Source organism: Shewanella sp. SG44-6 (assembly GCF_014164185.1).
GTDB lineage: Bacteria > Pseudomonadota > Gammaproteobacteria > Enterobacterales > Shewanellaceae > Shewanella > Shewanella vesiculosa.
In genome coordinates this window covers 1-20197 of record NZ_JACJER010000003.1, presented here as the reverse complement: position 1 = coordinate 20197, position 20197 = coordinate 1, and the positions used below count along the sequence as shown (strand labels likewise).

At 42.5% G+C, this 20197-nt stretch carries 16 protein-coding genes and 1 pseudogene; 9 read left to right on the top strand and 8 right to left on the bottom strand.

The genetic code is table 11. The features are described from left to right. Positions 1–26 precede the first annotated feature (26 nt). From ubiH to H5185_RS00905, 6 genes are all read left to right on the top strand, one after another. On the top strand, positions 27–1313 hold the full coding sequence (gene ubiH / locus H5185_RS00930; RefSeq protein WP_182741087.1) for a 2-octaprenyl-6-methoxyphenyl hydroxylase: 1287 nt from the start codon (positions 27–29) through the stop codon (positions 1311–1313). Between the two features lie 24 nt (positions 1314–1337). Then, a complete protein-coding gene (locus H5185_RS00925) occupies positions 1338–2561 on the top strand; it encodes an FAD-dependent oxidoreductase (protein ID WP_182722633.1) in 1224 nt (407 codons plus the stop codon). Positions 2562–2780: 219 nt separating this feature from the next. Next, positions 2781–3875, top strand: coding sequence for a glycine cleavage system aminomethyltransferase GcvT (gcvT, locus tag H5185_RS00920; protein WP_124015464.1), 1095 nt, complete (start codon positions 2781–2783; stop codon positions 3873–3875). Positions 3876–3957: 82 nt separating this feature from the next. After that, a complete protein-coding gene (gene gcvH / locus H5185_RS00915) occupies positions 3958–4347 on the top strand; it encodes a glycine cleavage system protein GcvH (protein ID WP_124015465.1) in 390 nt (129 codons plus the stop codon). Between the two features lie 175 nt (positions 4348–4522). Further along, positions 4523–7411, top strand: a complete 2889-nt coding sequence (gcvP, locus tag H5185_RS00910) for an aminomethyl-transferring glycine dehydrogenase (RefSeq protein WP_182741086.1) — start codon at positions 4523–4525, stop codon at positions 7409–7411. Positions 7412–7760: 349 nt separating this feature from the next. Continuing rightward, on the top strand, positions 7761–8417 hold the full coding sequence (locus tag H5185_RS00905; protein WP_182697563.1) for a hypothetical protein: 657 nt from the start codon (positions 7761–7763) through the stop codon (positions 8415–8417). 112 nt (positions 8418–8529) lie between these two features. On the opposite strand, the pseudogene H5185_RS00900 reads toward H5185_RS00905, so the two are convergent. The 5 genes and pseudogenes from H5185_RS00900 to H5185_RS00880 form a co-directional block, all read right to left on the bottom strand. After that, positions 8530–8717 (bottom strand): annotated as a pseudogene (locus H5185_RS00900) (IS4 family transposase); the annotation flags it as partial. 144 nt (positions 8718–8861) lie between these two features. After that, positions 8862–9326: a hypothetical protein gene (locus H5185_RS00895; protein ID WP_182697562.1), complete on the bottom strand. Its 465-nt coding sequence runs from the start codon at positions 9324–9326 to the stop codon at positions 8862–8864. Further along, entirely contained in the window at positions 9317–9667 is a 351-nt protein-coding gene (locus tag H5185_RS00890; RefSeq protein WP_182697561.1) for an STAS-like domain-containing protein, read from the bottom strand. Before H5185_RS00890 ends, H5185_RS00895 begins: the two co-directional genes overlap by 10 nt. Next, positions 9664–10770, bottom strand: coding sequence for a hypothetical protein (locus tag H5185_RS00885; protein ID WP_182697560.1), 1107 nt, complete (start codon positions 10768–10770; stop codon positions 9664–9666). The genes H5185_RS00890 and H5185_RS00885 overlap by 4 nt, the downstream gene beginning before the upstream one ends. Before the next feature lie 151 nt (positions 10771–10921). Beyond that, positions 10922–11824 (bottom strand): nuclease-related domain-containing protein, encoded by a 903-nt coding sequence (locus tag H5185_RS00880; RefSeq protein WP_182741085.1) that lies wholly within the window; start codon positions 11822–11824, stop codon positions 10922–10924. Between the two features lie 377 nt (positions 11825–12201). Here H5185_RS00880 and H5185_RS00875 point away from each other — a divergent pair, with 377 nt between their 5' ends. Next, entirely contained in the window at positions 12202–13713 is a 1512-nt protein-coding gene (locus H5185_RS00875) for a S41 family peptidase (RefSeq protein WP_182741084.1), read from the top strand. 198 nt (positions 13714–13911) lie between these two features. Here H5185_RS00875 and H5185_RS00870 read toward each other — a convergent pair whose 3' ends face one another. Then, on the bottom strand, positions 13912–15273 hold the full coding sequence (locus H5185_RS00870; RefSeq protein ID WP_182741083.1) for a sensor domain-containing diguanylate cyclase: 1362 nt from the start codon (positions 15271–15273) through the stop codon (positions 13912–13914). 423 nt (positions 15274–15696) lie between these two features. Between H5185_RS00870 and H5185_RS00865 the strand changes: the two genes are divergently transcribed. Continuing rightward, on the top strand, positions 15697–16620 hold the full coding sequence (locus tag H5185_RS00865) for a GyrI-like domain-containing protein (RefSeq protein WP_182741082.1): 924 nt from the start codon (positions 15697–15699) through the stop codon (positions 16618–16620). Between the two features lie 252 nt (positions 16621–16872). On the opposite strand, the gene H5185_RS00860 is transcribed toward H5185_RS00865, so the two are convergent. Then, positions 16873–18066, bottom strand: coding sequence for a serine hydrolase (locus tag H5185_RS00860; RefSeq protein WP_259396135.1), 1194 nt, complete (start codon positions 18064–18066; stop codon positions 16873–16875). 631 nt (positions 18067–18697) lie between these two features. On the opposite strand from H5185_RS00860, the gene H5185_RS00855 reads away from it, so the two are divergent. Beyond that, positions 18698–19447, top strand: coding sequence for a putative porin (locus tag H5185_RS00855; RefSeq protein ID WP_182697555.1), 750 nt, complete (start codon positions 18698–18700; stop codon positions 19445–19447). A gap of 381 nt (positions 19448–19828) precedes the next feature. On the opposite strand, the gene H5185_RS00850 is transcribed toward H5185_RS00855, so the two are convergent. Continuing rightward, positions 19829–20197 (bottom strand): GDYXXLXY domain-containing protein (locus tag H5185_RS00850; protein WP_182741081.1); only part of this gene is annotated, 369 nt, incomplete at its 5' end.

Here is a 20197-nt window from a genome sequence, read left to right as displayed (position 1 = left end):
TTTTGGTATAGGCAGCAACGCAGCGTATGACCACAGCACACACCATCACAGCACAGCTTAATGTTGATATTGCCATTGTCGGTGGCGCCATGGCCGGAGCCACTTTAGCCCTCGGGCTAGCTAAGTTATCTGCCACCTTGTCGCGTCCGCTGCGCATCGTCTTAATCGAAGCCCACCTAGCGAGCAACAATCACCCAGGTTTTGATGCTCGCTCCATTGCCATTGCGCACGGTTCTATTTTCGAACTGACTCGTTTAGGTATTTGGCCCAAGTTGCAGCATCTAGGCACGGCGATCGAAAATATTCATGTTTCTGATCGCGGCCACTTTGGTATGACCGAACTTAACGCTAAACCGCTTGGCTTAGGAGCATTAGGGCAGGTGGTTGAGTTAGCCCAAGTGGGCAAAGTGTTGTTTGAGCAATTGGCTAAATCATCTGTTGAGGTGTTTTGTCCGGCTACCGTGACTGAGTTACAGACTCAAACCAATGGTCACTTATTAACTTTAGATAACGGCACGCAATTGCATTGCCAGTTATTAGTTGCTGCCGATGGTGCTAATTCCGTGGTGCGTCAACATCTTGGCCAACCCACAGAACAAATCAATTTCGATCAAACGGCCATTGTCGCCAATGTGAGTACTGACCAGCCGCACCAGCATTGGGCTTACGAACGCTTTACCCAAACAGGGCCATTAGCTCTGCTGCCTATGAGTTCAGTGCCCATGACCGCTGCGGCGCATACTGCCGTGTCAGCCAGCGCTGCTCAGTCGCGTTTTTCCGTAGTGTGGGCATTACCGCCCGCTCAAGCAGAGCAACTAAAACATGCCGACAAAGCCGAGTTTTTAGCCGTATTACAACAAGCCTTTGGCCATCGCGTTGGTCGCTTCGTTGATGTCGGTCAGCGCAGCAGTTATCCACTGACGTTATCGTACATGCCAAGACCGATTTACCATCGCTGCATCTTTATTGGTAATGCGGCGCAAACCCTACACCCGATTGCCGGACAAGGTTTTAATCTTGGCCTGCGTGATGTAGTGGGCTTACTGGATGTACTGAAACAGGCTTTCAGTACGTATCAATTAGCCAATCCCTCAACCGAGGTCGATGTCGGCAGTAATGCTATCTTGCATCAGTATTTAGCCGCGCGCCAAGCGGATCGCGACAGCACGCTGAGTAATATCGAATTTTTAGTACGTGGCTTTTCCAACCAATATTGGCCGATGGTAGCGGGTCGCAATCTTGGTTTACGCCTATTGTCTTGGCTACCACCGTTAAAACGTCCCATCGCACAAACCGCAATGGGCTGGCGTTAACTCATTTTAAGGTAAGGATTGAGCATGTTTTCTACTCAAACATATGATGTTGCTATTGTTGGCGGTGGTATGGTCGGGCTGGCAACGGCAATTGGGTTAGCGAATGCCGACCTTAATGTGGTGGTCATTGATGCTGGCGAAACCCAAGCCGTGAGTGGCGAGCCCAAATTGCGTGTTAGTGCCGTTAACAAAGCCAGCCAACAATTGCTCGAAAATCTCGGAGCGTGGCAATACCTTGATGACAGCCGTGTTAGCCCTTACCAAAAAATGTCGGTTTGGGACAAAGACGGTCTAGGCAAAATTGAATTTGACGCTCACAGTATTAGCGAAGCCTATTTAGGCTCAATTATCGAAAATGATGCCATTAGCTATGCACTGGCTAAGCGCGCCAGCGAAATCAGCAATCTAACTCATTTACAAGGTCAACGCCTTGAACGCATTGCCTTTGGTGAACGTGAAGCCTGGCTAACCTTAGCCGGTGGCGACAACATCAGCGCCGCAGTGGTGGTGGCCGCCGACGGAGCCAATTCTTGGGTGCGTGAACAATGCAATATTCCGCTGACATTCTGGGACTACGGCCACCATGCCATAGTGGCTACTGTGCGCACTGAGTTAGCCCACGATGCGACCGCCAGACAAGCCTTTTTACCCGGTGGTCCGCTAGCTATGTTGCCCTTGTATGACGATAATTTATGTTCCATCGTCTGGTCGGTATCGCCCGATCAAGCCGAGCAATTATTAGCATTAGATGATATCGAATTTGGCAAAACGTTAACCGCCGCGCTCGATGGCCGTTTAGGCCTGTGCCAGGTGATTAGCGAGCGGCAATCATTCCCATTACGTATGCGTTATGCGCGCCATTTTGCCCGCCATCGATTAGTGCTGGCTGGTGATGCTGCCCATACTATTCATCCGCTTGCTGGCCAAGGGGTTAACCTTGGCTTTTTAGACGCCGCCAGTATTATCGACACCTTTAGCCAATTGCACGAACAAGGCAAAGATTTAGGCGAATACAGTCATTTGCGCGCCCTTGAACGTTGGCGTAAAGCTGAAGCCATGGAGATGATTGCCACCATGGAAGGCTTCAAAAGATTGTTCGCCGGCAGCAATCCGCTTAAGAAAGCCATGCGCGACATAGGCCTAACCCTAGTTGATAATGTCGCTGGGCTGAAAACAGTGTTCATCAAACAGGCTATGGGTAACAAAATGACATTACCTAAACTTTGTCGTGAGCCAATTTCATCGTAGCGAATATAGAAACTTGTTTAATATCAGTCTATACAGCTAAGTCGGCGTTTTTATTGTAAAAAATTATGTAAATAAATTACAACAATAGATTAGCTAAACTAATGCGACAGGACTCGGATTAGAAAAATTTTTTGTATACAAAGTAGGTCTGCGGAGTATAATTTTGGTCGCATTTTATCAAAAACCTATATAAGAAAGGCCTCAAAAAAAGGGATAATAATGGCTAGCAAAACCGTACTTTTTAACAAGCATTTAGAATCTAAAGCCAAAATGGTTGATTTCCACGGTTGGGACATGCCGATTAATTACGGCTCTCAAATCGAAGAACACCACGCAGTTCGTCAAGATGCAGGCATGTTCGACGTGTCTCACATGACGGTAGTTGACGTTACCGGCAGCGATGCTTGTGCCTTTTTACGTAAGTTACTTGCTAACGATGTCGCCAAGCTTACCGTACCAGGTAAAGCCCTTTACGGCGGAATGCTAGACGAAACCGCTGGCATCATCGACGACCTTATCACCTACTACTTAACCGACACTCATTACCGTGTCGTGGTTAACTCCGCAACCCGCGACAAAGACATGGCTTGGATCAACAAGCAAGCTGCAGCATTTGATGTGGTGGTGACTGAACGTCCAGAGCTTGCGATGATTGCCGTGCAAGGCCCTAATGCTAAAGCCAAAGCGGCTAGCGTATTTTCTGCTGAGCAAAATGCTGCCGTTGAAGGCATGAAGCCATTCTTTGGTGTGCAATCTGGCAGCTTATTTATTGCCACCACAGGTTACACTGGTGAAGCGGGCTACGAAATCATAGTGCCAGAAGCCGAAGCTGAAGCCTTATGGCAAGCACTGTTAGATACAGGCGTTAAGCCATGTGGTCTAGGTGCGCGTGATACCTTACGCTTAGAAGCGGGCATGAACCTATACGGTCAAGACATGGACGAGTCAATTAATCCATTAGCCGCTAACATGGGCTGGACCGTAGCGTGGGAGCCAAGCGATCGTGACTTTATTGGCCGTGACGCACTTACTGCAATTAAAGCGGCTGGCACTGACAAATTAGTCGGTTTAGTCATGGAAGAAAAGGGCGTATTACGCCATGATATGGCTGTGTTTTTTACCGACGCTGAGGGTGTTGAACATCAAGGTGTGATCACCAGCGGGTCGTTTTCGCCAACATTAGGCTATTCTATTGCCATGGCCCGTGTACCTAATGGTATTGGTGCGATAGCTGAAGTTGAAATGCGTAAAAAGCGTGTTAACGTAAAAGTCATCGCCCCAAGTTTTGTACGTAACGGTAAACAAGCTTTCTAAAGATTCAATAAAATGAGTTGCGGTTTACCCAAAAAGAATTTATTGATTAAGTATTAGAACATCTGATTAAGGAACAACAATAATGAGCACTATTCCAGCAGACTTGAAATATGCATCTTCACATGAGTGGATCCGTAAAGAAACAGACGGAAGTTACACAGTGGGTATTACAGAGCATGCTCAAGAGTTACTAGGCGACATGGTATTTGTCGAATTGCCAGAAGTCGGCGACACTGTCACTGCCGGTGAAGATTGCGCCGTAGCAGAATCAGTTAAGGCAGCATCAGACATTTACGCACCGGTTTCTGGTGAGGTGATTGCGGTAAACGAAGCTCTAGAAGATTCACCAGAGCTTGTTAACAGCGATGCTTTTGGTGAAGGCTGGTTCTTCCGCGTTATGCCTTCTGACGAATCAGAAGTTGATGGACTGCTTGATGCCGAAGGCTATCAAGAAGTGATTGACGAAGAATAATCGCCAATGACACAGGAAGCTCCCTAGGGAGCTTCTTTGTTATGTGCAGCTAAAAACAATGACGAGCGCGCAACATAATAAACCCTAAACAGGTTATTCACGTATTACCCATTTTCACCCTAATCCAGTTCTGTGCCCTACAGCCAAAACTGGTCGATTTGGAACAAGGTTTAACATGACCAAGCAAACCCTGACACAACTAGAACAGCACGAACTTTTCCTGACTCGCCACATCGGCCCAAGTGAAGCACAACAACAAGAAATGTTGAACTTTATTGGAGCAGAGTCACTAGAAGATCTCACCGCCCAAACCGTTCCTGGCAAAATTCGTTTACCCCAAGATCTCACCATAGGTGACTCATGTGGCGAAGCCGAAGGTATCGCCTATATCCGTAACATAGCTGACAAAAACACCGTATTTAAAAGCTATATCGGTATGGGTTACTACGGCGTGCAAGTCCCTAATGTCATTTTGCGTAATGTATTTGAAAACCCAGGTTGGTACACGGCTTACACGCCATACCAGCCAGAAATCGCCCAAGGCCGTTTAGAAGCGATTTTAAACTTCCAACAAGTGTCAATGGACCTTACCGGTCTTGACCTTGCGTCAGCCTCATTACTGGACGAAGCCACTGCAGCAGCAGAAGCCATGGCATTAGCCAAACGGGTGTCTAAAGCTAAAAAAGCAAACATCTTCTTTGTGGCCGATGATGTATTTCCACAAACATTAGACGTAGTTAAAACTCGCGCTGAATGTTTTGGTTTTGAAGTGGTTGTTGGTCCAGCAAACGAGTCTGTCAATTACGAATTATTTGGTGCCTTGTTCCAGTACACCAACCGTATTGGTCAAATTACCGATTACACTGAGCTATTTGCTAAGCTACGTGACAACAAAGTCATCGTGACTGTGGCTGCCGACATCATGTCATTGATGTTACTTAAATCTCCAGGCGCCATGGGTGCAGACGTGGTATTTGGTAGCGCGCAACGTTTTGGCGTACCAATGGGATACGGCGGACCACACGCAGCTTTCTTCGTTGCCCGTGACGAGCACAAACGTTCAATGCCTGGTCGTATTATTGGTGTGTCAAAAGACAGCCGTGGTAACAGCGCATTACGTATGGCCATGCAAACGCGCGAGCAACATATTCGCCGCGAAAAAGCCAACTCAAACATTTGTACTGCGCAAATTTTACTCGCCAATATGGCGTCGTTTTACGCAGTATTCCACGGCCCACAAGGCTTAAAAACCATAGCGTCACGCATTAACCGTTTTGCCGACATTTTAGCAGCAGGCTTAACCGCTAAAGGCGTATCACTGGTTAACACTACTTGGTTTGACACCATCAGTGTTAAAGGTGCCGACCTTGCTGCCATTAATGCCCGTGCGTTAGCGGCACAAGTTAACTTGCGTATCGATGCTGATGGCGTATTTGGTATCAGCGTAGACGAAATCACTATCCGTGCCGACATCGCAGTCTTGTTTGACGTAATCTTAGGCGCAGGCCATGGTTTAGACGTAGCAGCACTCGATGCAGACATCATTGCTAACGGCAGTCAGTCAATCCCTGAAGCCTTAGTACGTCAAGACGCCGTATTAACTCACCCAACGTTTAATCGCTACCAAAGCGAAACCGAGATGATGCGTTATATCAAGCGTCTCGAAAACAAAGATTTAGCCCTAAACCACTCCATGATCTCGTTAGGCTCATGCACCATGAAGCTCAATGCGGCAGTGGAAATGCTACCGGTAAGCTGGCCAGAATTTGCTAACATGCACCCATTCTGCCCACTAGACCAAGCACAAGGTTATACCCAGTTAATTAACGAGTTGTCTGAGTTTTTAGTGAAAATCACCGGTTATGACGCTGTGTGTATTCAACCAAACTCAGGTGCGCAAGGCGAATATGCTGGTCTGTTAGCGATTAAGAAATACCACGAATCTCGCGGCGACGCGCATCGTAACATCTGCTTAATCCCGCAATCTGCTCACGGTACTAACCCTGCATCAGCGCAACTGGCTGGTATGCAAGTGGTGGTGACTGCTTGTGACAAGCAAGGCAACATCGATTTAGAAGACTTACGTGCTAAAGCATCTGAGCTTGCTGGTAACCTATCGTGCATCATGATCACTTACCCATCGACTCACGGTGTGTATGAAGAATCTATCCGCGAAGTATGCGAAATCGTCCATCAATATGGCGGTCAAGTTTACTTAGACGGCGCGAACATGAACGCACAGGTTGGTTTAACATCACCAGGCTTTATCGGTGCTGACGTATCGCATTTAAACCTACACAAAACCTTTGCTATCCCGCACGGCGGCGGTGGTCCAGGTATGGGCCCAATTGGTGTTAAAGCACACCTTGCGCCATTTGTAGCCGGTCACGTAGTGGTTAAGCCAGGGCGCGAAAGCGACCATAACGGCGCCGTATCTGCTGCACCGTATGGTAGTGCCAGCATCCTGCCAATCAGCTGGATGTACATTAAGTTGTTAGGCACTAAAGGGGTTAAGCAATCTACCCAAACTGCGCTATTAAACGCTAACTACATCATGAAAAAGCTCGCCCCACATTACCCAGTATTATTTACTGGCCGTAATGAGCGCGTTGCCCATGAATGTATTATCGACTTACGCCCATTAAAAGAAACTTCTGGCGTAACCGAAATGGACATCGCTAAGCGTCTAAACGACTACGGTTTCCATTCACCTACCATGAGCTTCCCAGTAGCGGGAACCTTGATGATTGAACCTACTGAATCTGAGTCTAAGGTTGAGCTGGATCGTTTCATCGAAGCGATGATTTCTATTCGCGGTGAAATTACCAAGGTAGAAGCAGGCGAGTGGCCAGTGGACAATAACCCACTGCACAATGCACCGCATACGCTGGCTGACATTATGGACACCGAGTTTGATTCACGTCCGTATAGCCGTGAAGTGGCCGTGTTCCCAAGCGCTGCGGTTAAGGCGAATAAGTTTTGGCCAACGGTGAACCGTATTGATGATGTGTATGGCGACCGCAATTTGATGTGTAGTTGCGTCCCATTATCTGACTACGAATAATTGCTGCTTAGTCTTGATAATACTGCTTCAGTTTAAGGTTTTCGCTGCTCATTGACACCAGTCAACTCCGCGGCGAAAACCTCAAACTTCATTGTCTTATCATCGCCAGCGACGCAATTATGGTGGTAATGCACTAATCGTCATTCCCGCAAGGTTTTTGAGCGGGAATCTAAAGCATTAAAAAGCGACCGAAAGGTCGCTTTTTTGTTCGAGAGAATATTTACTCGGGCTCTAGTTGTAATATCAATATTTATTTATTCAATGATTGATAAAATAAAAATATTATCAATTCCTAACCAGGCATGAACAAACAATTATCATGATTTAAGTAATAATAAAGGAAATAAAAATGGATTTTGTATCATGGAAAGAACGTGAGATACACAGAGATAAGTTTTTCATTACTGATGGAATAATTAATAGAAGTCTTTGGGATAAGGCTCCTGTGAAAGTACTGTTTCTGATGAAAGAGGCTTATGAAAGTTCTTCGAATGTAATTGAAGAGTGGGCTCTAAATGATTATTTAGCTGGGAAAAAGCTAAATGAACTAGGTAAGACCATGTGGTGGTCTATGGCGCAGTGGGTTGATGGGATCAATAAGCTTGTTGAAACGGGTGAGGTAAATTCGTTCGATAAGGATTACAAATCGAATCCTAAGATGGAAGAGGCATTCCATAGCTGCGCGATAATAAATATTAAAAAGAGTAGTGGTAACAGCTCTTCATCCAGTGACGACTTATCAACTTACGTAGACAGCGATTGGGATTTACTTATGGAGCAAATTCAAAGTATTAATCCTGATTTAATCATCTGCGGTGCAACATATCCTTTGATCGAATCCAAACTAGTTAAATCTAATCCTAGTGCAGAATGGCTGTATTATGCAAAAGGTTATTTTTTTGTAGATTTTTGGCATCCATCAAACCAATGGCCTTATAAAGTGAAATACTACTCTTTGTTGTCAGCTTTGAATCAATCAAAAGAACTGTGGATGCCTAAGACGTAGCCATTTTAATTACGTAACCTTTAAACTTCATTACCTTATCATCACAGTAACGCCATTATCGTATTAGTGAAGCATAGAAAAATGGGGCTCCCTCAGACTCTGACCCCATTTATTTAATCTTATGTTTTTCCTTTGCTTTATTCGTTATATTCCGGCCAAGTCCTGTGATAGAAAGCGAGCCACCGTACATTGCGCTTTCAATGGCAGCAAACAAACTAAAGCGACGAGTTTTGTGCATTTTTTGCGTTAACGGGGGGGGACAAGTGAGAGGCATTTTGATAAAACTTGTTTTGCATTCATGGCATTTACTCGTGATAATTTTCGTTTGGCGATAAATTTGATCACCAAATGCCATGAATGTTCCTCAGTTGTTAATCTATCTCATTATTTTTATTCATTCTTCGGTGGGGGCCCCTCAGGCTCTAACCCATTTATTAAAATATTTTAACTATGTATTACTTTTCGTATATTAATTTTTATTTTGTTGCATGAATTTGAGATTTTTAAACACTTTTTAGGTGATGCATTTCGTTTTTTTGATTCAAAATTACCATCTGTAACATGTTCGAAAAGCTGTTCTATTTCGTTTGTTATCTTTAAAGATTCACCACATGTAAATGAACCGTGAATGAATGTAAGTTGTTGAAATAATGGGTTTAAACTGGAGAATCTCATTTTTATTTTGGCTTCTAATAACTTTGAGTTTTTAAGATCTGCCTGATTATATGACCAATACTCTAATGCAGAATCCGCTAACGAGTTTAGTGATTCTATTAATTCACTTTCTATTGATAATATTGAATTTTTTTTTGAGGTTTCTTTCCAGTTTAATCTATTAAATAAGTATGCCGAAAAGGCACCTAATATTGCAGCGATGCTACCTGCAATTACTCTATCGACTATTTCCATGTTTTTGAATTAGCCTTAGATATATATTCTTTTATTTTTTTTGCGAAAAAAGCAAAAGAGCTAACATCTTCACTATCCTCATAGTCAATGACTAGTAAATCTAAAAACTCATCAGGTTCAATATATCCTTTACCTACCATCCCACCAAATGCTTCATCTAAAAATGATGATCCAAAACCTTCAACATCATCAATTGTGATTATGAGTTTTTCATTTTCTTGAAGGTTATTGACTAAGTCCTTAAGTACATTTTCTCTGAAATGCTCACCGGTATAGTCACCATCATCAAAGTACCTTCCTGCTGGTGTGTCAGAAAACTGTAAACCAATATTATAATTCATGAACGGCCTCCTTTTTCTGGGATTTTAACACTCCACACAATCAATGTGCCTAGTATTGGATATTTTAAGGCTTCTTTTTTTGTATGGTGATTTCTATCTATGCAGCTGAATTTATATAGCCCTTTTTGGCTTAAAATTGACATATAGCCATTTCCATACTGTTTGATGAACTCAAGTAAGTCTTGTAAGCCCTTCCCTCGGTTTTCTTGGTCTGTTTGGCTTCGACCCATTTCAACCGCAGCCTCTATAAGTGAAGGGTGGTCATTATATACACTAATTGAGCTCATGTAAGCTTTTGCTCTTTCCCAAAGTTTAGAGCGTGGTAAACTTGACGGTATACCAATACCTTGATCATAAAAAGCTACTTTTAACTCCCTAGTGTCATCACAAAATGATGCTGTCATATACCAGTGTTTATTTATCTTCGTTTCTTGAGGATAAGCATGATGAGTTACGTTTGTAATCGCTTCTGATAATGCTTGAAATAACGGTGGACGTTTTACCCTATTACCAACAATCTCTTCTATTTTCTCTCTTAAGTATTTAGCTTTTTTTTCGTCACCAGGAGCACCTTTTATGAATTTTACAATATTCAATTTAGTCGGTTTTGCTTCAAAATTACACTTTTCGAAGTTGAATAGCTCAAAGAAACCTAAATCTGAAAGTTGAGCTTTTACTGAGTCATTCCATTCCTCAGTTTGTGGAACTAACCTTCTTCCAACCTTGTCATTCCATTTATCTATTTCTGCAGTCAACACCAAGCTAGCTGAAGTGGAAATATTTTCAATATTATTAAGGTTAATATTTTTTAATCTATGCCTAACTCCGTTTAAACCGATAAGTTTTCTTATTGAGTTAATTGATCGTACTGATTTTTGATAGTTATCTGAAAAGTTAAGCCTTTTTGGAAAGGTAATTGAATAAGTATATTTTTTAGAATCCAAAACAGAAATAAATTCCTGATTGTCATTGACCCATTTTTTTATAGCAAGTACTGGATTTATTTTGTGTTTAATAATAACCCTTTTGCTAGTAGGAAGGTTTCTCATTTGTATATTATGACTAATTATTCTTTGTCTTTCTCTAAACGTTATCTTTTTCATTGAGGACTTTATTCTATTTTAGATAGTTTAAATGTATAACATGGCTACCCATGGTTATTGATATTTATTCGCTTGAAATGCTTTAAATAAGTCAGGGTAAACTTTTTTAAGATTGACTCAACGCCCCGTTTTTATTTGGTTCACTTAACCATCATTTCCCCACCTCGCTTTTACTCAAACACCGCTGCGCGACTTGATACACAATCGCGTCGACTTGTTGTTGGCTGAGTGTTTGAGTCCTCATCGAGGGCAAGGTTTTGACCAGCTGTTTGTGATTTAAAATGGGGAATGGTGGCCGTGTTTGGCTGCTGACGTACCAGCCGGGGAAGACCAGTACTGGACTGGCGAACACTGGTTGGCCTGTGGCTTTGGTGAGCCATTGGCTGACCCACTTTGCTTGGCGTTCGGCTTGTTCGATTGGTTTGGTTTCCGTCCAAGAAGGGAAGCATAAGCGGCCGTCTTTATAAAATAGTTGGTAGTCTTTACCTTGGGTCGCGCTAGTCGTTTTACTGTCGCGTTTGCGCTTGTGGCGGCCTTTGGTTTCGATGGCGAATACGCCATTTTTACCTATGGCTAAGTGATCGATGTTAAAGCCGTCGGCTTGGATGTCGTGAAACACTTGATAGCCCAAAGCTTGTAAGCCGATGAGCTCATTGGCAGTTGCGATTTCTGCGGTGTGGCCTAAACGTAATTTTGTGAGTTTGGAAAAGTTTTTCCGCGTTTTGTGGCCGCAATATCCTAGACCAAGGATGACAATCGGTGCGAAAGCGATTGGGAATGAGCTGTCGCTAATATGCTTAACGATACTTTCGTAGGCAAACGGGAACGTTACAACAATAACTGCCATCGTTAGGCCGGCGACGAGATCAAACTGTAAGTCTTGAATTTGTTGCTGTAAGCCATATGCGGGGATTCGCTGGAGTTGTTCGCGATCGACAGGCAGTTTTACCGTGTGGTCACGGTATTTAAGCATTAGGTGCATAATCAACACCATCAAAAACATACCCGAAAGCAAGATGATGGTGGCGAGTACATTAGTGAACAGGTTTGCCATTGTCATCCTTGAAATTTAGTGTGGTTATACAATTGGTTGCTAATATAAATCCATTATATGGCTTGATTAATATACTCCAGTTTTACAAAAATGTAATAAAAAGTAGCCGAAATGTGATTTTTTGTGCTTTAGCTCTAATTGTCACTGGAGATGACGCGTTTGCACGAGTTGATGCTAGCTAACATATGCGGGCTTTTTGTGGTTATGGCTGAGATTAAGTGCTGCCACTGTTTGCTTTATTTTATGATTCGAAAGCATCAATAATGTATCGTTACGCTTTGGTGCTTACTGCTGAAATATCAAAAAATGCTGTGTAATCAGTGCTAATACGGTAGACTTTGCCTTAACTTTTAGATAACAAATGGATTTATATTTAGATGCACGGTAAAAGCTTAGTTATTTTAACTCTACTCATCAGCGTGTTTAGTTCTGCGGTTTATGCTCAAGCAGAACCCATTAAACCTGTGTTGGCTGAAGCCAATCCATGGGCTCAGATTGCTCAAACGGACTTAACCTATATCTACCAAACGGTTAAGGCTAATCATCCCGGTGCCATAGATGATCAAAATCTATATTTTTCACAGTGGTTAGAACAAGGTTATCGTGAGGGGTTAGCACGGGCAAAAAAAGCGACATCGTTACAGGATGTAACCAATAGTTTGAGCTATTTTGTGGCTGGTTTTGCTGATGGTCATTTTGGCATTGCGTTTAATCAACACCCTGATATGCAGTCTTGGGCTGGCATAGGTATTGAAAAACAATTTCAGGATTATAAAGTCTATTACACTGCCGAAGATTGGGGCGGGCGGCTTCCTGCGGTTGGTGCCAAGCTTATTTCTTGTGACAATATTGCCGTCGATACCATGATGAATGAGCATATTCTTAAATATCGATTCAACAACAATCAATTGAATGCGCGCAAAGTGTCTTATGCTAAAAAGTTACTTATCGATGATAAAATTGGTGAATTCACTAGACCAAATAGTTGTGTGTTTGAGTCAAAGGGTGAGCAAACTGCCTTTTCATTGCATTGGCAAAAAATTGATCGCAATGATTTATACCAAACACTCACTCCTGTGGCGTTACCCAAAGAATTTAGTATTGATGAATTTACACCTAAGCATTATTGGGTCCGGTTGCCCAGTTTTTATCCATCGGGTGCTGATGAAACCAAATTGCAAGCGATGGTACTTGCGCTTGCTGGTTTGCGTGATGCAGAACTCGTGGTGTTTGATGTGCGTGGCAATGGTGGCGGCAGTTCGCAGTGGGGCCAAGATTTAATGAGTAGCCTTTATGGTAAAGCTTATATCGCGCAAGTAATGCAAAATAACCCAGATAATAGTTACGCTATGTGGCGTGCAAGTGAAGATAATCATGCTTATCTTGTCAGCTTGAAACCTATGTTAATTCGTCAGTTTGGCGCTGACAGCGATATCACTACTTCGTTTTTACAAACCACTTTAGATATGCAGCAAGCGATAGATAATCAACAATCATTGGTGAAAGAAGCGTTACCTAACAATAGCCAAGCTTTGCAGGCTGCTGCTGTTAATCGCCATCAGGCTGAGAAAAGTCTATATCAAGGTCGTACGATTTTACTTACCGATAAATCTTGCGGCAGTGCGTGTTTAGATTTCGCCGATTTGAGTTTATCAATACCGCAGCTTATTCATGCTGGCCAAGAAACCTCTGCCGATACTGTGTATATGGATGTTCGCGGGATTAATTTACCTAGCAAACTTGGCGCTTTTTCACTGGCGCAAAAAGTATATCGAGATCGAAAAAGAGGCCATAACCAAAGTTTTGTTCCACAGTATCAGTTTAATGGTTCAATGACGGATACACAGGGATTACAACACTGGGTTTTAAGCTTGATCGCTCAGGAATAGTGGCTTAGGTTTGCTATGAGTGGGGGAGAACATTTTCCCCTCACTTAAAGCCATCACATTAGCAATAGCTTTAAATCCGCTCACAGTCTTTATCAATCACTTTTAAGTGTTTTTGAGATGTTTAGATTGCACAAGTCATTACACAATAATGACTTGTGCGAAACGGTATTATGTTGATGAGTTAATTCCCTACAAGGGTTATTGAATCGCAGCGACAACGCAATTGCGTCCTGCGGCTTTGGCTTGATATAGGGCGGTATCGGCAGCTATCAGCAAGCCTTGGGCGGTGTCTTCATTATGATGTAATATTGCATAACCTATGCTGATGGTGACGCTAAGTAATTGGCCCTTATCTTCAACTCTTAACTCACTGACTTTCTGGCGTAACTTTTCAGCTATCAGCATGCCGCCTTCTGCCTCAGTGTGGGGCAACACCACCACAAACTCTTCGCCACCATAACGGGCAACAAAATCTGCGGGGCGATTTAAGCTTAGTTGCAATTGTTTGGCGACGGCCACTAAGCAGCGATCGCCACTCAAATGACCGTGCTTATCGTTAAACGCTTTAAAGTGATCAACATCGACAACCAACAAACACAGTGGCTCTTGGTATCTTTTGGCGTGGTCTATGTCTATTGCCAGTTGTGTTTCTAGATAACGGCGATTAAATAGGCCTGTTAATGTATCTTTGACACTTTGCTGATATAAGGATTCATTGGCCCTGTGGGCTGCGACATACAGACGGTTGACCTCCCATAACAAGGCGAACAGTAACGCCATAGAAGAAACCGAGCTGCTCACTCTTGCAGCATACCAACCTAAACTGAAGCGGGCGCCAGCCAATAGGGTTAACGTGACATCAATCAGGCTGGCCAGCAACGCCACACTCAGCCATGTATAAAGCACATTGTTACTGCGTGCCCGTCTTACCATAAAGAATAATGCCAGCACATTTAATCCCCACACCATTAAGGCATAAGGGCTATTTAATAGCTGCTTGTAGCTGTCTTTATCAATTAATACGGGTAATAAATGGCTACCCCATGTGGCGAATAAGGCCAAACCTAAACTAACCAGTAGGGAAATAAATACAAAGGCAATCAGCCAATATTTGATATTGAGATCGGCAGGGTTTTGGTTAATGATTTTTTTCGGGGCAATTAATGCCAGCAAGAGCAAGATCGGAAACGATGCATGCCAAAATACCCAAATCCATACCGCACTTTGCTCCCCAGCATGCAGTAAACCACTAGGCGAAAAAACACCTGGAAACACTAAAAGCTGCACCGTCACTATAGGGATAAGGAATAAATAAGCACAAGCAACAAAACCAGAGAAAACCTGCCGGTTACTGGCAAACTGCGACAGCAGTAAATAGGCCGTAATACTTTCAAGCAATACCACTGAAGTGCTATATACCGGCAAAAAAGGGGCAATATCGACCAAAGGTATTGAAATAAAAGGGCTAATTATCAGCGCTGAGATCAGTAATAATGAGGCGACAAAAAAAGCCGCCCGTTTATGTGGTTGTTTGGATACAAAAGGATAAATGCCCGGCACTACAGCTCGCTAATCGAATGTGTTTATGTGGCCACTATAGGAAAATATCCATGTATTTACCAGCATTGGTACCCAAAGACCCATCAGTAAAGTGATCATCTGTGGCTCAGTGCTATTTGGCTTTTAAGCGTTTTATCCCCTCGTTGATGCTAGTTAGGTGCTCGGTTTATCAGTGTCATTATGCAAAGCCACTATGGCTGAATTAAAACATGTTTACGGCCTAACCATTTGTCTAGAATACGTGGCCAGAGTAAACTTTTAACATTAACTCAAGTCTCCAGTTTTATGTAAAATGCCTCAATAAACATCAAAACGGGTAGGGCGTTAAGCGAAGTACTGGCTTTGTATTAACGATAGCGCTGCGTTATGTTTCTTACCTGACGGTTTTAGTTCACGACTTGCCTGCTTAATGATTAGGAACCCATGAATAAAGAATACCAAGTACGGATCGATCGGGTGCTTCAATATATTGAGGCTAATCTGACTAATCAGATCTCACTAACAGAAGTGGCAAACGTCAGCTATTTTTCGCCTTATCATTTTCATCGTATTTTCTCTGCCATTATGGGGGAGACAGTTAATGATTACATTGTGCGCCGCAGGCTTGAGAAGGCGGTCAACATATTGATTTTTAAAACTCAACTTCCTATCACTCAGGTGGCGTTAGACTGTGGTTTTTCATCCAGTGCTAATTTTTCTAAAGCGGTAAAACTCTATTTTGGCTTTAGCCCGACTGAAATAAGAAACCCAGATAAAATAAAAGATAGCAAGATTGGAAAAATATACAGCAAGTATGGAAAAGTGTTTTGCCCTGCTGATTTGTATCCTAGTCGTATCACCAATGAGGTGACGAAGAGCCCTAATTTAGAGGATACCAATATGAAAGTGGAAGTGAGAGATTTTGATAGCCGACGTGTATGTATTTTGGCTTCAAAACGCGGTTATGAACCTGAGTCGATATATACCGCATGGGACAAACTGATTGATTGGGCAGCAAGCAATGGCATAACGCAAGATGCGCAACAACGCTTTGCATTTGCTTATGATAATCCAACGATAACGCCAGCGGATAAATGCCGTTATGATGCTGCGATAGTCATTGGTAGTAACATAAAAGTTAATCCTCCGTTTACCACATCAGAAATCCCCAAAGGTAAGTATGCGGTACTTTATTTTAAGGGCATGCCTGAAGACACGATCAAGGCTCAACTGGGTCTGTACTCTGATTGGTTGCCAAATAGCGGATTTGAACCTGATAATTTTCCGATGTTAGAACATTATTTGAATGACGCCAGAGTTGACGGTTATGTTGAGATGGAAATTCATGTCAAAGTTAAGACCATTTAATTGTGGTTACAAAAGTGGGGTGGGCAGAACCTGCCTCACTTTTTGTCGTTTAGGTTTTACCAGTGATTGTATTCATGTATAGGTGAAATATAGCTCTATGGCTGACTTATTAAGCATTCCTAGCATAATTTCATCCTTAAATTTAAATCACTGTAAAACAAAAGCGACCGAATGGTCGCTTTTTTGTTGGTTGAAAAATGCAGCTTTAGCCTTAACCACTTAAATGAACCGTGGGTAAGTCAGTGACCATGTTTATTGCAATGACGCTACAATTTCACGGAAAAATGCGATGGTTTCTTGTTTTGAATTCAACTCATCAAGAAAGCCCAAATCGGCGCTGTTTTTAACTATCACTACATTGTGTTTTTGGTTTACATAAATATATTGCCCGTATACGCCGACACAGAAAAATTCACCTTGTTCGGCTTCTGGCGGTAGCCAGATTTGATAGCCGTAACCTAATTTGCCGACTTGAGGTTGTAGGTAATCAGCTTGTGGTGTGGTGGCGGCTTTAATCCAGGCTGCTGACACGATTTGCTTACCATTAAATGCACCATTGTTCAGTAATAAGCGGCCAAAGCGGGCGTAGTCACGGGTAGTAACATTTAAGCCGCCTAAGGCAAAGGCAGTGCCCTGGGAGTCGGTAAGCCAATAGGCATCGCTTTCCATGCCAATGGTGTTCCAAATATTTTGCTGTAAAAGCTCGACTAATGATTTACCGCTCACTCGCCTGAGTATCATGCCAATAACGTGGGTGTCCATGCTGACATAATGAAATGCTTGGCCTGGAGCTGACTCATTAACCAGTTCGCTGGTCATTTGATCTAACGAGCCGCCAATCGCCAATACCCGGCCCATTTTATTAATGTCAGAGTAGAAGTCTAGGTAGTCTTCGTTCCACTTAACTCCAGATGACATTTGCAGTACGTGTTTCACTTTGACATTACCATAACCAGATGTGGCAAGCTCGGGCAGATAAAAGCCGACGGTTTTTTCGATATCAATCTTGCCAGCATCAACCTGCATACCGAACAATATCGATACAAATGATTTGGCCATTGACCACGAGATGCGTTTGTCATCACTTTTCGTGCCGAGAAAATACTGCTCAAAGGTTATGTTGTCGTCTTTAAGCACCAGTAATGCTGTTGTTGCCCTACGAGTGAGAAAATCCTCAGTATTAGTGACGTGACCTCTATAACGAAATGATTCAGGTAAGGCGGCTAAGTCGACGTCGAACACATAGGGATCGCCTTGTTTGACGATTTTTTTGTTAAAAAAGACATTCTTCATATTGGAAAAATTATCTACCACGAGTGCCTCATCAAATAAGCTGACCACGCTGTATAAGCGAGTAACGCTTTGCCAATTAAACGCGACAAGGATGATGACAATAATAAAAATGCTTAATAAGACAGCTTTGATGAACTTAAACACAGTCGACATTGACGTTTCCTGGTAGATAAAATTGATGTAATGACAATAACCTATAGCGATTATCGACATAAATCAAATGCTTAACAAGCAGGCCGTTGTCGCCCTTGAACGTGATGTGAACCATGCAATAGATCGTAATGTTAAATCCTTAGAATCTGTAGAAATAATATCCTCACCGTGGTGCAGCAATGGTAAGTTGCAGCTGTCTATTTCTATTTAGACACAGCGGTTCAATTTGCTCCGTAATTACAGCGCTTGGTTGCAGAGCTAAAATCGCGGTTGTGTCCAAGTTTTGTTTGATTATCCTCGTGGTTATTGATGATATTATTTACTGTGTGTTTTAAATTAACGTTCAGTTGACGATTTTGTTACGTTTTTCTCTATTGCTAAAGTAGGTGTTGGCAGCGCGTAATACATTATGTGTGATGTATTTTGTTGAAAAATATCAATAACTTCATTTTGTTTGTTTATTTTAGCCCTTCATTACTTTAGAGTATGCGCCGCTAGGAAAGCAGGTTAGCCCGACGGTAAGGTTAGGCTACATTTGAGTTAATGGATAACCCCCACTTTTGATGATTTATCCATGCTTTATATCTGCTTGAACCTCCTAGCGTAAAATAATCAAATAAAGGAATGATTGATGAAAAACGTTACTGCATTAGCACTAGTATTAGGTTTTGTGGCTTTACCAGCTATGGCTGCACAAGATGCACCATTTCACCACGAAGCGGGTTTAGGATATTCTGCTAATACTGAAGAATTCGGTGATGGTCTATGGGACCTTAACTACCGTTTCTATCTTGACTCTGTATCACAAGAAAAAGGTCCATATGCATTAAATGGCTTTTTAGCACAATCTACCAATGTTGGTGCTAGCTATAAAATGCAAGATGATATCGACCTTGATATTTTCTCTGTTGATGGCACTTATGTTTTCGATTCAAAGTGGTTTGTTGGCGCTAAAATCGAACGTTATGATGTTGGTAGTTTTGATACTGACACTTATCAACTTGATCTTGGTTACTACTTCAACGACAGCTCAAAAGTTGCTGCATTCTATGTTGATGGTAGTGATATTGATTCAATCTACGGTCTTGAAGTTCGCAGCTTTATCGATCTAAAAAACACTACTGGTGTTGATTTAGGTGCTAAGTGGACTCATACCGATGCTGACGATATTTTCAACGTTAATGCTGATTGGTATGTAACTAAATCATGGTCTGTTGGTTTAGGTTATGACGATAACGGTTCAGACGATAACTTTACCGCCAAAACAGCTTATTGGTTACGTATGTCAGATGCTTTTTCAGCTACATTTGAGCTAGGAAAAGTACTTGATTCTGACGTAGACGGTTTGTTTGTTGGTGTGGGTGTTGTTGGTCGTTTCTAAGCGCTAGTTAGAAATGATTGATATGTAATTGTTGATATACATCGATGATTAATATAAAAATTAAGGAGCCTTTTAGGCTCCTTTTTTATTGTTTGGTTATGCGGCTATTTATTTTTTAATCCTTATGCAAAGCATTAAGCAGCAATAAGTATTACGTCATTTGGGTCACGTTTAGCATTACGCATTCTGCTAATACTTACATCTTTGTCATTCCGGTAATGCATTTGAGCCGGAATCCAGGTTTTGACTTTGTTTGTCGGTTGCTTGGGTCCACATTGTTGTAAAGAGTGAAAATGCTAATCCTTCCGATACCACGAAAGTTAGCCTTGAGTCTGAAACACAGGATGCTTAACCTTGTCTTGTGGCATTACTCGCCATCGCTTAAATCCGCTTAAAATCCTTATCGAGCAGATTACTGACGAGCAATTGTCCTGCTTGATTGACTCTACATTCGCTATATTTTGCTTGTGCAAATTCCTCTGCTCGGCCTTCTTCAAAGAAAAATGCGTTACCGGCAAGTTTTACTCTGCCGTCACGAATGCGGTACTGAACCAGTCGCTGGGCGGGTGTTAATACCGCGCCACGATAAATGCTGTCAAATTGGGCAATGCGATTGTGGTCGAGAGTGACAATCATAAAGCCATCATGGTTATCGGAATCTTGCTCGACTGACCAGCTGATCGCAGTCGCAATATCATAATTTAGCTCCATATAGTCGCCTTGCATTAGGGAGCGTGGATCGACGGGGGC